The sequence below is a fragment of the Pseudomonas sp. C9-3 genome (assembly GCF_032392015.1).
In the GTDB taxonomy this organism is placed as follows: Bacteria; Pseudomonadota; Gammaproteobacteria; order Pseudomonadales; family Pseudomonadaceae; genus Pseudomonas; species Pseudomonas nitroreducens.
On record NZ_CP135919.1, the window covers coordinates 804,200 to 818,206 of the forward strand.

Here is a 14,007-nt window from a genome sequence, read left to right on the forward strand (position 1 = left end):
GTGCACGCTCCAAGGGGCAGGATTCCGGCGTAGGGGAGTCCTGCCCGTGAATCTGAGATACGGGTGAATCGATGCGAATTGGGTGGGGCGGGAACGCCCTCTCCCTCTGGGAGAGGGCCGGGGTGAGGGAAGCCACGGCACACGGCCGGGCCCTCACCCCCAACCCCTCTCCCAGAGGGAGAGGGGAGCCGAAATCAACGGCCGCCCATGATCCCGATGTAGTCCTGGGTCCAGCGGCTGTACGGGACGAACTTGCCGCCCTCGGCCACCGGGGTCTTCCAGAACGCGATCTTGTCGAACTGGTTGTAGCCGTTGGTGGCGCAGCCTTCGCCGCCCAGCAGGGTGCTGGCCTTGCAGCCTTCCGGCACCGCCGGCACGGAGCCGAACCAGGCAGCTACGTCACCTTGCACCTTGGGCTCCAGCGACCAGTTCAGCCACTTGTAGGCGCAGCTCGGGTGCTGGGCTTCGGCGTGCAGCATGGTGGTGTCGGCCCAGCCGGTGACGCCTTCTTTCGGGAACACGGTGGCGATCGGTTGGCCTTCGGCCTTCAGGGCGTTGGCCTGGTACGGCCAGGCGCTGGAAGCGGCGACGCCTTCGTTCTTGAAGTCGCTCATCTGCACGGTGGTGTCGTGCCAGTAGCGGTGGATCAGGTCATGCTGCTTGCGCAGCAGTTCGACCACGGCGGCGTACTGCTTCTCGTCGAGCTGGTACGGGTCGGTGATGCCCAGTTCCGGCTGGGTGGCCTTCAGGTACAGCGCGGCGTCGGCGACGTAGATCGGGCCGTCGTAGGCCTGCACGCGGCCCTTGTTCGGCTTGCCGTCGGGCAGGTTCTGCGCGTCGAACACGACCTTCCAGCTGTCCGGCGCGGTGGGGAAGACCTTGGTGTTGTACATCAGCAGGTTCGGGCCCCACTGGTACGGCGCGCCGTAGGTCTTGCCGTTGACCACGTACCAGGCGGCGTCCTTCAGGCGCGGGTCGATGTTCTTCCAGTTGGGGATCAGCGACGGATCGATCGGCTGCACGCGCTTGCCGTAGATCAGGCGCAGGGAGGCGTCGCCCGAGGCGGTGACCAGGTCATAGCCGCCCTTGGCCATCAGGCTGACCATCTCGTCGGAGGTGGCGGCGGTCTTCACGTTGACCTGGCAGCCGGTGTCCTTCTCGAACTGGGTGACCCAGTCGTAGTTCTTGTCGGACTGGCCGCGCTCGATGTAGCCGGGCCAGGCGATGATGTCCAGGCGGCCTTCGCCTTTGCCGATTTCCTTCAGGGCCTCGGCGGCCTGGACGCCGGCGCTGGCCAGCAGGGCGGTGGTGATGGCACTGAGCAGTGCGGTCTTGCGCATCGGGTGTCTCCCTCTCGTTGTTGTCTCTATTGGTGGGGCAGTTCAATCGAGCAACAGCCCTCGCGCGGCGTACCGCCGGGGCGTTTCTTATGTGCCGGCGGGCGACCCCGCCGGATGGTTCAATCCAGTTGCTGGCCGTGGCGCGCCATGATGTGGCGCACCACGCTGTAGTCCTGCAGTGAGTCGCTGGACAGGTCCTTGCCGTAACCCGAGCGCTTGAGCCCGCCGTGGGGCATCTCGCTGGCGAGCATGAAGTGGGTGTTGATCCAGGTGCAGCCGTACTGCAGGCGGTTGGCGATCTGGAAGGCCTTGTCCAGGTTCTGCGTCCACACCGAGGAGGCCAGGCCGTATTCGGAGTCATTCGCCCAGTCCACCGCCTGCTCCAGTTGGTCGAAGCGGGTCACGGTGACGACCGGGCCGAACACCTCGCGCTGGACGATCTCGTCCTGCTGCTTGCAGCCGGCCAGCAGGGTCGGCTGGTAGTAGAAGCCGGGGCCCGAGTGAACGGCGGCGCCGGTGACGCGCTCGATGTGCGGCTGGCCGAGGGCGCGCTCGACGAAGCTGGCCACGCGGTCGCGCTGGCGCGCGCTGATCAGCGGGCTGATTTCGTTGTCGGCGTCGCGCTTGCGGGCGAAGCGGATGCTTGCCACGGCATCGCCCAACTCGGCGACGAGGCGGTCATGGATGCCAGCCTGCGCGTAGATGCGGCAGGCGGCAGTGCAGTCCTGGCCGGCGTTGTAGTAACCGTGGGTACGTACGCCCTGGACCACGGCGTCGAGATCGGCGTCGTTGCAGACGATCACCGGCGCCTTGCCGCCCAGTTCCAGATGGGTGCGTTTGAGGGTGCGCGAGGCGGCCTGGAGAATCTTCTGGCCGGTGACGATGTCGCCGGTGAGGGAGACCATGCGCACCTTCGGGTGGCTGACCAGATGGCTGCCGACGCCTTCGCCGCCACCGCAGACGATGTTGATCACGCCGGCCGGGAGGACTTCCGCCAGCGCCGGCGCCAGCGCCAGGATGCTCAGCGGCGTGTGTTCGGACGGCTTGAACACCAGCGTGTTGCCGGCGGCCAGCGCCGGGGCGATCTTCCACGCGGCCATCATCAGCGGGTAGTTCCACGGCGCAATCGAAGCGACCACGCCCACCGGGTCGCGGCGCACCATGCTGGTGTGGCCAGGTACGTATTCGCCGGCGAGCTGGCCCTGCTGGCAGCGCACGGCGCCGGCGAAGAAGCGGAACACGTCGGCGGTCGCGGGGATATCGTCCTGGCGCGCGAGATGCAGCGGCTTGCCGCAGTTCAGCGATTCCAGCTGGGCGAGATCATTGGCGCGCTTGTCGATGGCATCCGCGATGGCCAGCAGCGCGGCGGAACGTTGCGCGGGAGTAGTGCGGGCCCAGGCGGGGAAGGCGCGGTGCGCAGCGGCGATGGCCTGCTCGACCTGATCGATGGAGCCGTCGGCGATGCTGACGATGGTCTCGCCCGTGGTCGGGTTGATGATCGGTTCGGCCATGCCTTCGCCGGCGACCAATTGGCCGTCGATCAGCAAGGCGGTATGCAGGGTTGCGCCGGTCATCCTGGAAGCTCGTCTTTTATCTGTCTTGTTTTCGGGGGCCATGTGCGTGCTCCGGCGTAGGGGCGGTGCCCGGAACTTGGCCCTTTGGTATGGGACGAGAGACTAGAGTCCGGACGTGGGGTCGACAAATTCTAATTACTGAAAGCGCCGTTCGATTAAATCGAACGCTGTAAGCCTCTAGATCGCAAGGCGTTTTGCCATTGCGTAGCGGCTTTCGTAGGGCGCATAACGCTGCAAGCGTTATCCGCCATCCATTTTCTCCCGGTCCATTTGGCGGATAACCGCGAGCGGTTATTCGCCCTACATTGGCTCGGCGTGTTTGTGTAATCCGCTCCTCAGATCGACAGGCGCTTGGCGTTTGGCTGCTCGCGGGCGACGGTGAGGAACGGGTCCACCAGCGCCGGTCGAGCGGTGCCGCGGCGCCACGCCAGGCCGACGTCCAGGGGTTCGGAAAGGTCCACCAGCGGCCGTGCCTCGATGATGTCGCCTTCCAGCGACCAGGGACGGTAGGTCATGTCCGGCTGGATCGACAGACCCAGGCCCGCCGCCACCAGACTTCGCACGGCTTCCACCGAGGCGGTGCGCAGCGTCACCTGCGGCACCAGCCCGGCGCGCGACCAGATGCGCTGGGTGTGCAGGCCCATCTCGTCAGCGTTCAGCTGGATCAATGGCTCGCCGGCCACATCGGCCAGGCCGATGCTGTCGCGTTCCAGCAGCGGGTGCTGCGCCGGCAGCCACAGGCGGTGCGGCGAGTGGGTGAGCACCTCGGTCTGCAGGGCGTGGCGGTCTTCCAGGTTGGAGAGGATCAGCACGCCGACGTCGATCTCGCCGCTTACCAGCAGGTGCTCGATGTACGGGCGCTCGTCCTCTACCACGCGGGTCTTCACGTTGGGGAAGGCGCGCTGGAAGCGGTTGATCAGGTCGGCCAGGTAGTAACCCGCCACCAGGCTGGTCACCCCGATGGTCAGGCTGCCGGCCACCTGGTCGGTGCTCTGCTGCAGGCTGCGCTTAGCGTTCTCCACGGTGGCCAGGATCAGGTGCGCCTGGCGCAGGAACTGGTGGCCCTGGTGGGTCAGGGTCATGCCCTTGGCGTGGCGGTCGAACAGGCGCACGCCGATCTCTTCCTCCAACTGCTGGATGGCCAGCGTCAGGGTCGACTGGGAAATGAACACCGCCTGGGCGGCGGCGGAGATCGAGCCGGTCTCGGCGACGGCGATGAAGTGGCGGATCTGGCGGAGGGTCATCATGGGCGATTGGCCGCTGGCGCGCGGAGTCTCGATCTAGAGCCTTGTCTAGCCGGTCTCGGCGCATTTCATTGTTGATTATCGAAAATCTATAGGAGCATTCTTTTTAATCGAATGAAAGCGGCCGATTTGCCTTGCGGACCCGCCGGCAAAGGCCCGCAATATCCGGAAGCACTCTGCAACTCCGCTCTGACAAGGCTGCGAGCTAGAGTCGGAGGCCTGACTTTTCATCTCGATAGCTAGTGGAGATCGCCATGAACACACGTGGCCTGCTCGACCAACTGCTCAAGTCCGGGCAGGAACTGATGCAGAACAAGGGCCTGACCCAGCAGGGCGGCGGCCAACCCGCACAGGGTGGCAGCAAGGGTGGCCTGGACCTGGGCAGCCTGCTGTCCGGCGCCGGTGGCGGCGCCCTGGCAGCCGGTGCGCTGGGCTTGCTGATGGGCAGCAAGAAGGCGCGCAAGGTGGGCGGCAAGGTCGTCGCCTATGGCGGCCTCGCGGCGCTGGGCGTGCTCGCCTACAAGGCCTACGGCAACTGGCAGCAGAAGCAGGCCAGCGCTCCGCGCGGCGAGCCGCAGACCGTTGACCGCCTGCCGCCGGCACAGGCCGAGCAGCATAGCCACGCGATCCTGCGGGCCATCGTCGCCGCCGCGAAAGCCGACGGACATATCGATGATCGCGAACGCCAACTGATCGATGGCGAGATTGCCAAGCTCACCGGCGACGTCGAGCTGCAAGGCTGGCTCGAGCGCGAACTGGCCAAGCCGCTGGACCCGGCCGAGGTTGCTCGCGCCGCCACCAGCGAGGAAATGGCTGCCGAGATGTACCTGGCCAGCCTGCTGATGGTCGACGAGACCAACTTCATGGAACGTGCCTACCTCGACGAACTGGCGCGCCAGCTGAGTCTCGACGCCGGCCTCAAGGTCGAGCTGGAAGCCCAGGCGCAGAAGGCGCTGGACGCGGTGCCCGCCTGAGTGGCGTGACCTTCCTCGCATCCGCTGGATAAAGGGCGCGGCTGCGCCGCTTCGCCTGGCACCCGATGGTGCCGGGCATCAGTCTCCGTCGCTGGGCGTCCCGACCATTCCGGGCCGGCTGGCGGACGGCGCTGGCGCATCGGTGTGGCGGGACTATCGTTGCCCAACGCACACCGCGCGATGGCGAGGGACTGGTCATGAACACAACCGATCTACTGGAACAACTGCTGCGGGCCGGACAGGGCTCGGCGGCGCAACAGCAACAGGGCGGCGCCGGTGGCGCGGACCCGCTCGGTGGCCTGGGTGGCCTGCTCGGCGGGTTGCTGGGCGGCGGCGGAGGCGGCGGTCTGGGTTCGATTCTCGGCGGTGGTAGCGCGGGCGGTTCCGGTGGTGGTGGTCTGGGCGGCCTGGGTGGTGTGCTGGGCAGCATGCTCGGTGGCGGCGCCAGTTCCGGCGGCGCTCCCCAGGGGCGTTCCACGGGTGGCGGCGTCAACTACGCCATGCTCGCCTCGCTGGGCATGATGGCCTACCAGGCCTATCAGAACTGGCAGCGCCAGCAGAATGCCAATCCCTCGCAGCAGCAATCGCTGACCACCGTCGACCAGCTCGATGGCCCCGAGGCCGAAGCCCATAGCCACGCGATACTCACTGCCATGCTCGCGGCTGCCAAGGCGGACGGCCGTATCGATGAGCGCGAGCAGGCGGCGATCCAGGCAGAACTGCAACGCCACGCCGGCGAGCCGCAATTGCAGGCCTGGATCGACGCCGAAATGCAGAAACCACTGGACGCCGCGGACGTCGCGCAAACCGCCCAGGGCGATCCCGCCGTTGCCGCGGAAATGTACCTGGTCAGCGTGATGCTGGTGGACGACCAGCAGGACGCCGAGCGCACCTACCTCGACGAATTGGCCTACAACCTCAACCTCGCCCCGGAACTCCAGGCGCATCTGGAACAGCAGGCGAAGGCCGGTGGTGAAGTAGCTTGATACAACTCAGGGCACGACCGTAGGAGCATTCGTACAATCTGACGGTCAGAGAGGCTCGGACGAACGCACCCTCGCGGCGCGTTCGTTCCTCAATTCTGCAAGGAGGCTTCATGCCGTTCGCTCGTTTCACCCTGCCCACCGCGCTGTTGCTCAGCGTTACCGCCACCCTGGCCAACGCCGCCAAACTGGAAGACGTCGCGCCCTATCCCAAGGCCGAGGACGGCTTCGTCCGACAGGTCATCCATCTGCCCAAGCAAGCCCATGAAGAGAACTTCAAGGTCGAGATCCTCGCCGGCAAGACGCTGACCGTCGACTGCAACCGCCAGCGCCTGGGCGGCACCCTGGAAGAGAAGACCCTGGAAGGCTGGGGTTACTCCTACTACCGCCTGGACAAGGTCAGCGGCCCGGCCAGCACCCTGATGGCCTGCCCCGAGGGCAAGAGCAAGAAGGACTTCGTCCCGGTAATCGGTGAAGGCTTCGTGCTGCGCTACAACAGCAAACTGCCCATCGTGATCTACGCGCCGAAAGACGTCGAAGTGCGTTACCGCCTCTGGTCCGCCTCCGACAAGGTCGAGCACGCCCGCGCGGAGTGACCCTTCCGCTCCTGCTTTTGTAGGAGCGAGCTTGCTCGCGAACAGGCTTCCCCCGGCTCCAGCGCTGGGTGGGTTCGCGAGCAAGGACTGGGCGTCCCCCTCGGTCCTGCAACTAAACCGCCAGCACAACCTCGGAGCGCTCTTCCGGCTCGGTGCAGTGGTGCTGCCAGATTGCCTGGTACAAGGCTTCCAGATCACGGGTGAAACGCGCCGTGTCGAACAACGGCGAGTCCATCCGCGCTGCCGACAGCCGCTGGCGCAGCTCAGTGCGTGCGCTGTCGTCGAGGGCCAGGGCTTTCAGCCGCTCGAAGCAGTCCTCTGCATCCTTCGCTACCAGTTCGTCAAAACCATGCGCCTTGAGCAGGCTTCCCGCCACGCGGCTGGTAAAGGTCTCGCCCAGTCGAGTGATCAGCGGTACCCCCACCCAGAGCGCATCACTGGCGGTGGTATGCGAGGTGCAGGGGAAGCTGTCCAGGGCCAGGTCGGCCAGGCAGAGACGGGTTAGGTGTTCATCCTGTTTCAAGCGTGGCGCGAAGATCAGGCGTTCGGCGGCCACTCCACGCTGCTGTGCCTCGCGCCGAAGATTGTCGCGGGCCTCCTCGGCCTCGGGCTCCAGCAGCCAGAGGACGGCCCCCGGCACCTCCCGCAGCAATCGGCACCACTGGTCGAATTCGCCCGGATTGAGCTTGAGCAACTGGTTGAAACTGGCGAACACCACGCCTTTTTCCGGTAGCCCGACCTCCGTTCGACCAGGCGGCGGGTTCAAGGGGCGGTCCCGGTCATTGGGTTGGTAGCTATGGGGCATCAGCGCCAGCGTCTCGCTGAAATGCGCAGCGTGCTCGGCTGGCGTCACGGTCGGATCACCGATCAGGTAATCCGCCAGGCGTGGATGCCCCAGGCTGCCCGGATAGCCCAGCCAATTGATGATCACCGGCGCCGGCCGCAATGCGGTGATGCCCTGGCGCGCTCCAGTGGTGTAGCCCTTCAGGTCCACCAGGACGTGCAGGCGCTGCTCGGCGATCAGCTTCGCCGCCGCCTCGTCGGACAGTTCGCGCAGGTTGTGGCGCGGCAGGCCGGTCTCGGCGATACGGCGGGTGTAAGGGTCGTCTCGCTCCGGGCTGTAGTCGAACAGGTGGATATCCACCCTGGCGCAGTCGTGCGCCTCCAGCACGCCCATCATCAGGTGCATCGTCGCGTGGTCATAGAAGTCGCTGGACAGGTAGCCGATGCGCAGGCATTCGCCCTCTGTGGGCTCGCTGCTCAAGGGTGAGGCGAGCAGCTCCCGTGACCAGCGCGACTCGGCAAAGTGGCGAGCGGCATCGCGGTGTAGTTCCGGGGAAAGTTCGGGCAGGTTGATCAGGCCCCAGGGCGTGATCGCTTCCCGTTTGGAACCGCCGAGATCTTGCAGCAGCGCGGCATCAATCGCTGCAAGATCTGGCCAACTGCCGAGACTGCGCAGAGTCAGTTGCAGGTTGCTCCAGCTCTTGCCTTTGGCAAACCACTCAGAGGCCTCCTTGTAGCGCTTTCTATTTTGCAGTGCTTTGGCCAGCTCCAGCTGAAGGTCGCTTCTATCCGGGCTTAATTTGAGAGCTCTAGTGAGAATGGGAATGGCCGCTTCGCTTTGGCCACGCTCGCACAGGTGGTTACCGAGGTTCTTGTAAGCCAGGAGATAGGCGGGGTTGCTGGCAATGGCCTGGAGATAGAGTTGCTCAGCTTCTTTGTAGCGGCGCTGCTTGTTACAGATGTTCGCGAGGTTGTTGGCTGCCTGCGCATTCCCCGGCTGTAACTGCAAGCATGCCCGAAATGCCTCTTCTGCCCGCTCGGCATTGCCCAGGGCCTGCTCGGCCAGGGCAAGGTTCAAGTGGTAGCTCGCATCCTTGCGCAGGGTCAGGGCACGTTTTATCAGTTCCCGTGCCTGTGTTGCCTTGCCCTGGTTCAGGCACGCCACTCCACACAGATTTAGCGCTTCGGCGTTGCGTGGTTGTACACGCAGGAACTGCCGAGCCAGCGCTTCGCCACGAGTAAGTTCGCCGCTATTGATCGCGTCGATGATGAGCTGCAGGGACAGGCTGGGTTGCCGCTGGCGCATGAAATATCTCCGGAATCGGGTGCCGGATATCTTCGGTAAAAGTCGCCTTGAATAATTCGGAAGCGGGTGTCAGGAATCCCTGAACCTGTAGGCAAGTTCGGCGCTATTGATGTGGTGAAGCAGCAGCCCCTATCGGCAGGCTAACCGCGTTTGCAGGAGCACACTTGCTCCTGAAGAAAGGCCGCGCCGTGCTGGTATGGCGCGTTCAGTGGCTCGCTGCAGCCGGTATAGCTGCGGTTTGTCCCTCGACCAGAATGCCCTGCTCGCGGCCGCAGAGTTCTACCAGAAAGTCCCACACCAACCTCAACCGCACCGACCGGTGCAACTCCCGCCGGGTGCACATCCAGTATTCACGTTCGATGAACTCCTCCGGCAGTACCGGCACCAGCCGCGGGTCGTGCAGGCCCATGTACTGCGGAAGGATGGCGATGCCGATGCCCGCCTGGGCGGCTTGTTGCTGGGCAACCACGCTGGTGCTGCGGAAGACCACCTGCGGGTGGCGGCAGAAGCTGTGGTGGAACAGCAGTTCCTGGCTGAACAGCAGGTCGTCGACGTAGCCGATCCACGGGTGCTTGCACAGGTCATCGCGGTCGCGCAGGGGTGGGGCGTTTTCCAGGTAGGCGGGGCTGGCGAACAGGCTCAGGCGGTAGCGGGTGAGCAGGCGGCTGATGAGCAGGTCGGCGCTGGGGCGTTCCAGGGTGATGGCGATGTCCGCCTCGCGGTTGGTGATGCTGACGAAGCGCGGCACCGATACCAGTTCCACCTCCAGCCCGGGATACCTCTGCATCAGTTCGCCCATGCGCGGGGCAAGGAACATGGTGCCCAGGCCTTCGGTGACGCCGATGCGGATCTGCCCCAGCGGCGAGATGGCCTGGCTCATTTCCTCCTGGGCGAGGAGGGCGGTGTTTTCCATGGCCTCGGCGTGCTTGAGCAGCGCCTGGCCGGCCGGGGTGAGCTGGTAGCCGCCGGTGTGCTGGGCGAACAGCTGGGTGCCGAGGTCGCGCTCGATGCTCTCGATATGCCGCGCCACGGTGGCGTGGGTAGTGCCCAGGCGCTTGGCGGTGGTCAGCAGGCGGCCGCTGCGGTGCAGCTCGAGGAAGTAGCGCAGGTCATTCCAGTCGAACATGGGCGGCTCTCGTTGGCAGAAGGCGCACTGTTAGAAAACGCACAGTAGGTGACTCGAAACGACTGTTCTTTTATCACGAACGAACGACTAGGCTCAGTCGTCATACCCAAAAGAACAAGAAACGACGAGGTACTTTCCATGCCGCAGGCACTGGATGCTTATGACTACCTGATCGTCGGCGCGGGCCCCGCCGGTTGCCTGCTGGCCAATCGCCTGTCCGCCGACCCCGCCAACCGCGTGCTGCTGCTCGAAGCCGGCGGCCCGGACAACTATCCCTGGATCCACATCCCCGTCGGTTACCTCTATTGCATCGGCAACCCGCGCACCGACTGGTGTTTCGACACCGAAAAGGTGCCGGGCCTGAGCGGCCGCGCCATCAAGTACCCGCGCGGGCGCACGTTGGGCGGCTGCTCCTCGATCAACGGCATGATCTACATGCGCGGGCAGGCGCTGGACTATGACGGCTGGGCTGCCGAGGGCAACCCTGGCTGGGGCTGGAACGACCTGCTGCCGCTATTCATGAAGATGGAGGACCACTTCGGCGGATCGAGCGAACTGCACGGCTCCGGCGGCGAATGGCGGGTGGAGAAGCAGCGCCTGTCGTGGGCGATCCTCGATGCCTTCCGCGAGGCGGCGGCGCAGTCCGGCGTGCGCTCGGTGGAGGACTTCAATGGCGGCGACAACGAAGGCTGCGGCTATTTCCAGGTGAACCAGCGTTCCGGCGTGCGCTGGAATGCGTCGAAGGCTTTCCTGCGGCCCATCGCCAACCGCGCCAATCTCACCGTGCTGACCCACGTCGAAGCCCATCGTGTACTGCTGGAAAACGGTCGCGCGGTTGGCCTGGAAGTGAACTGGCAGGGGGCTCGGCGTGAACTGCGGGCTCGGCGCGAGGTGATCCTCTGCGCCGGGGCGATCAACACGCCGGTGTTGCTGCAACGCTCGGGCATCGGCCCGCGCGATCTGCTGGAGAGGCACGGAATCGGCGTGCGCCATGAGCTCTCCGGCGTCGGCGGCAACCTGCAGGATCACCTGCAGCTGCGCCTGATCTACCGCATGAACGGCGCACCTTCGCTGAACCAGATCGCCTCGACGCTGTGGGGCAAGATGGGCATGGGCCTGGAGTATCTGCTCAAGCGCAGCGGGCCGTTGTCCATGGCGCCGAGCCAACTGGGCGCGTTCGCCAAGTCCGACCCCGGCCAGCGTTCGGCCAACCTCGAATACCACGTGCAGCCGCTGTCGCTGGAACGCTTCGGCGAGCCGCTGCACAGCTTCCCGGCGTTTACCGCGTCGGTCTGCGATTTGCGTCCGCTGAGCCGCGGGACTGTGACGCTGCGCTCGCTCGATCCGCGCGACAAGCCGGTGATCCAGCCCAATTACCTGAGCCACCCACAGGACCTGCGCGTAGCTGCCGATGCCATCCGCCTGACCCGGCGTATCGCCGCCGCACCCGCGCTGGCGCGTTTCAACCCGGTGGAGTTCAAGCCCGGCTCGGATTACCAGACCGAAGAAGACCTGCACCGCGCCGCCGCCGAGATCGGCACCACCATCTTCCATCCGGCCGGCACCTGCCGCATGGGGCAGGGCGAGGGCTCGGTGGTGGACAGCCAGTTGCGCGTGCATGGCATCCCCGGCCTGCGCATCGCCGACGCTTCGATCATGCCCAGCCTGACCTCGGGCAACAGCTGTTCGCCGGTGCTGGTGATCGCGGAAAAGGCCGCGCAGATGATTTTGAACGAACCCGCGCGCGGCGCGGAGGTCATCCCTTCCAGTGGGCGCGCACAGGAGGAAGCTCCGGTGGCGTGACGGCGTGCGGCCGAAAGCTGCACGGTTTGTAGGTTGGGTGGAGCGGAGCGATACCCATGCGGAAGCTGCGCAGTAATCGATGGGTATCGCTTCGCTCCACGCCATCCTACGTATTTGTTGTACAGAGTCGCTCCTACGAAGAGCTGAAAAAACCGGTATCGCGCGGTGTTAGAGCCGCGGCAGTCGAGGCTGACAAAAACAAGAGCCCCCAGAAGGGGCAGGAGAGCCCGTAATGACCGATGTAGCACAGCCCAGCTCCTATGAGCGTCCCGCGACTACGCGTCGCGACGAGCGCAAGGTGATCTTCGCCTCGTCGCTCGGCACGGTGTTCGAGTGGTACGACTTCTTCCTCTACGGATCGCTGGCGGCGATCATCGCCAAGCACTTCTTCGCCGGGGTCAACGACACCACCGCCTTCATCTTCGCCCTGCTGGCGTTTGCCGCCGGCTTCCTCGTCCGCCCCTTCGGCGCGCTGGTGTTCGGCCGCCTGGGCGACATGATCGGGCGCAAGTACACCTTCCTCGTCACCATCCTGCTGATGGGCCTGTCGACCTTCGCCGTCGGCCTGCTGCCGGCCTACGCCACCATCGGCGTGGCGGCACCGGTCATCCTCATCGTGTTGCGGCTGTTGCAGGGCCTGGCGTTGGGCGGTGAGTACGGCGGCGCGGCGATCTACGTGGCCGAGCACGCGCCGGACCACAAGCGCGGCGCCTATACCAGCTGGATCCAGTGCACCGCCACCGGCGGGCTGCTGCTGTCGCTGGTGGTGATCTGGGGTTGCCGCCAGCTCACCGGGCCGGAGTTCGAAACCTGGGGCTGGCGCCTGCCGTTCCTGATTTCCATCGTGCTGCTGGGCATCTCCACCTGGATTCGCCTGTCCATGCACGAGTCGCCGGCGTTCCTGAAGATGAAGGCCGAGGGCAAGGTGAGCAAATCGCCGCTCAAGGAATCGTTCACCCGCTGGAGCAACCTGAAGATCGTGCTGATCGCGCTGTTCAGCATCAACGCCGGGCAGGCGGTGACCTTCTACGCCGCACAGTTCTACGTGATGTTCTTCCTCACTCAGGTGCTCAAGGTCGACCCGGCGCTATCCAACGGGATGCTGATCGTTGCGCTGGTGATCGGTGCGCCGCTGTTCGTGATCATGGGCTGGCTGTCGGACAAGGTCGGTCGCAAGCCGGTGCTGATCACCGGATTGCTGCTGGCCACGGTGCTGTACTTCCCGCTGTTCAAGGCGCTGACCCACTACGCCAACCCGCAGATCGACGCGGCCTCGCGCCAGGCGCCGGTCACCGTGATGGCAGACCCGGCCACCTGTACCTTCCAGTTCGATCCGGTGGGCAAGGCCAAGTTCGACAGCGCCTGCGACAAGGCCAAGACCCTGCTGGTGAAAGGCGGCGTGCCCTACAGCACGGTGGCCGCGCCGGCTGGTAGCGAGTTGGTGGTGACCGTGGGCGAGAAGCGCATCGAGGGCTTCGACGCTGCCGCGTTGGGCGCAGCGGTGAAGGATGCCGGCTACCCGACCGTGGCTGATTCCTCGCTGGTGAACCGGCCGATGGTGGTGGCCATCATCGTCGCGCTGATCTTCATCGCCACCTGCTGCTATGGCCCGTTGGCGGCGCTGATGGTCGAGCTGTTCCCGACACGCATCCGCTACACCTCGCTGTCGCTGCCGTACCACATCGGCAACGGCTGGTTCGGCGGGTTGCTGCCGACCATCTCGTTCGCCCTGGTGGTGTATACCGGCAACATCTTCTACGGGCTGTGGTACCCGGTGCTGGTGACGGCGATGAGTCTGGTGTGCTCGCTGCTGTTCCTGCGCGAGACGAAGGACAACGACATCCACGCCGATTGACCGGCGCTTGAAGTGAACAAGGCCCGCGCGATGCGGGCCTTGTTCATGGCGGAGATGTATCGCGGCGACACGGTGTCGCTTACCCTATGCCGACTTGGCCTGCGCAGCGGGCCATTCGTATTGGAGTTCGAGCATGAGTCAAGAAATCGCCACCGTTACCGTCAGCGCCGAGCACTGGGGCCGCGAAGCCGAAGCAGTGGATAACGCCCGCGTCACCATCACCCTCAGTGCTCCCGAAGAGGGCGTGATCGAGGTGCGTTTCAAGGGCCAGTTGGATGCCCCGGAAGAGCCGACCCACGTCTGCGTGACGCTGGATAACGGGTTGTCCTATTACGGCGAGATCCAGGGTGGCGAGGCGAATGAAGAGGGCGGCTGGCTGCGTTTCGAGGGTGAGCTGATCGATCTGGAAGGATTCTGAGCCGA

General features: G+C 65.2%; 11 protein-coding genes. 6 read left to right on the plus strand and 5 right to left on the minus strand.

Annotated elements, in window-relative coordinates; all coding sequences use genetic code 11:
• Positions 1-194: 194 nt before the first annotated feature.
• The 3 genes from ydcS to RS899_RS03605 form a co-directional block, all read right to left on the minus strand.
• Positions 195-1,340 carry a putative ABC transporter substrate-binding protein YdcS gene (gene ydcS, locus RS899_RS03595; protein WP_315809112.1) on the minus strand — a complete coding sequence of 382 codons (1,146 nt, stop codon included), beginning with the start codon at positions 1,338-1,340 and terminating at the stop codon, positions 195-197.
• A gap of 119 nt (positions 1,341-1,459) precedes the next feature.
• Positions 1,460-2,914 carry a gamma-aminobutyraldehyde dehydrogenase gene (locus RS899_RS03600; protein WP_064979582.1) on the minus strand — a complete coding sequence of 485 codons (1,455 nt, stop codon included), beginning with the start codon at positions 2,912-2,914 and terminating at the stop codon, positions 1,460-1,462.
• Between the two features lie 335 nt (positions 2,915-3,249).
• Positions 3,250-4,161 carry a LysR family transcriptional regulator gene (locus RS899_RS03605; RefSeq protein ID WP_045209919.1) on the minus strand — a complete coding sequence of 304 codons (912 nt, stop codon included), beginning with the start codon at positions 4,159-4,161 and terminating at the stop codon, positions 3,250-3,252.
• A 251-nt stretch (positions 4,162-4,412) separates the two neighbouring features.
• Between RS899_RS03605 and RS899_RS03610 the strand changes: the two genes are divergently transcribed.
• The 3 genes from RS899_RS03610 (at position 4,413) to eco (ending at position 6,711) form a co-directional block, all read left to right on the plus strand.
• The gene (locus RS899_RS03610; protein WP_054908257.1) at positions 4,413-5,132 is read left to right on the plus strand and encodes a tellurite resistance TerB family protein; all 720 of its coding nucleotides are present in this window, start codon (positions 4,413-4,415) and stop codon (positions 5,130-5,132) included.
• A 197-nt stretch (positions 5,133-5,329) separates the two neighbouring features.
• Entirely contained in the window at positions 5,330-6,118 is a 789-nt protein-coding gene (locus tag RS899_RS03615; RefSeq protein ID WP_024765693.1) for a tellurite resistance TerB family protein, read from the plus strand.
• A gap of 110 nt (positions 6,119-6,228) precedes the next feature.
• Entirely contained in the window at positions 6,229-6,711 is a 483-nt protein-coding gene (eco, locus tag RS899_RS03620) for a serine protease inhibitor ecotin (protein WP_054908259.1), read from the plus strand.
• Between the two features lie 112 nt (positions 6,712-6,823).
• Here eco and RS899_RS03625 read toward each other — a convergent pair whose 3' ends face one another.
• On the minus strand, positions 6,824-8,800 hold the full coding sequence (locus RS899_RS03625; RefSeq protein ID WP_315809113.1) for a tetratricopeptide repeat protein: 1,977 nt from the start codon (positions 8,798-8,800) through the stop codon (positions 6,824-6,826).
• A gap of 205 nt (positions 8,801-9,005) precedes the next feature.
• Entirely contained in the window at positions 9,006-9,926 is a 921-nt protein-coding gene (locus tag RS899_RS03630) for a LysR family transcriptional regulator (protein WP_315809114.1), read from the minus strand.
• 138 nt (positions 9,927-10,064) lie between these two features.
• On the opposite strand from RS899_RS03630, the gene RS899_RS03635 reads away from it, so the two are divergent.
• From RS899_RS03635 to RS899_RS03645, 3 genes are all read left to right on the plus strand, one after another.
• Entirely contained in the window at positions 10,065-11,729 is a 1,665-nt protein-coding gene (locus RS899_RS03635; protein WP_315809115.1) for a GMC family oxidoreductase, read from the plus strand.
• A 232-nt stretch (positions 11,730-11,961) separates the two neighbouring features.
• Entirely contained in the window at positions 11,962-13,584 is a 1,623-nt protein-coding gene (locus RS899_RS03640) for an MFS transporter (RefSeq protein WP_038803391.1), read from the plus strand.
• 133 nt (positions 13,585-13,717) lie between these two features.
• Positions 13,718-14,002: a hypothetical protein gene (locus RS899_RS03645; RefSeq protein ID WP_024765683.1), complete on the plus strand. Its 285-nt coding sequence runs from the start codon at positions 13,718-13,720 to the stop codon at positions 14,000-14,002.
• The last annotated feature ends 5 nt before the right edge of the window (positions 14,003-14,007 follow it).

Excerpts from the sequence above, each read along its gene's own strand:
- ydcS (WP_315809112.1), bottom strand. The coding sequence starts at position 1,340 with ATGCGCAAGACCGCACTGCTCAGTGCCATCACCACCGCCCTGCTGGCC.
- RS899_RS03630 (WP_315809114.1), bottom strand. The coding sequence starts at position 9,926 with ATGTTCGACTGGAATGACCTGCGCTACTTCCTCGAGCTGCACCGCAGC.
- RS899_RS03615 (WP_024765693.1), top strand. The coding sequence starts at position 5,330 with ATGAACACAACCGATCTACTGGAACAACTGCTGCGGGCCGGACAGGGC.
- RS899_RS03640 (WP_038803391.1), top strand. The coding sequence starts at position 11,962 with ATGACCGATGTAGCACAGCCCAGCTCCTATGAGCGTCCCGCGACTACG.
- RS899_RS03610 (WP_054908257.1), top strand. The coding sequence starts at position 4,413 with ATGAACACACGTGGCCTGCTCGACCAACTGCTCAAGTCCGGGCAGGAA.
- RS899_RS03600 (WP_064979582.1), bottom strand. The coding sequence starts at position 2,914 with ATGACCGGCGCAACCCTGCATACCGCCTTGCTGATCGACGGCCAATTG.
- RS899_RS03605 (WP_045209919.1), bottom strand. The coding sequence starts at position 4,161 with ATGATGACCCTCCGCCAGATCCGCCACTTCATCGCCGTCGCCGAGACC.
- RS899_RS03645 (WP_024765683.1), top strand. The coding sequence starts at position 13,718 with ATGAGTCAAGAAATCGCCACCGTTACCGTCAGCGCCGAGCACTGGGGC.
- eco (WP_054908259.1), top strand. The coding sequence starts at position 6,229 with ATGCCGTTCGCTCGTTTCACCCTGCCCACCGCGCTGTTGCTCAGCGTT.
- RS899_RS03635 (WP_315809115.1), top strand. The coding sequence starts at position 10,065 with ATGCCGCAGGCACTGGATGCTTATGACTACCTGATCGTCGGCGCGGGC.
- RS899_RS03625 (WP_315809113.1), bottom strand. The coding sequence starts at position 8,800 with ATGCGCCAGCGGCAACCCAGCCTGTCCCTGCAGCTCATCATCGACGCG.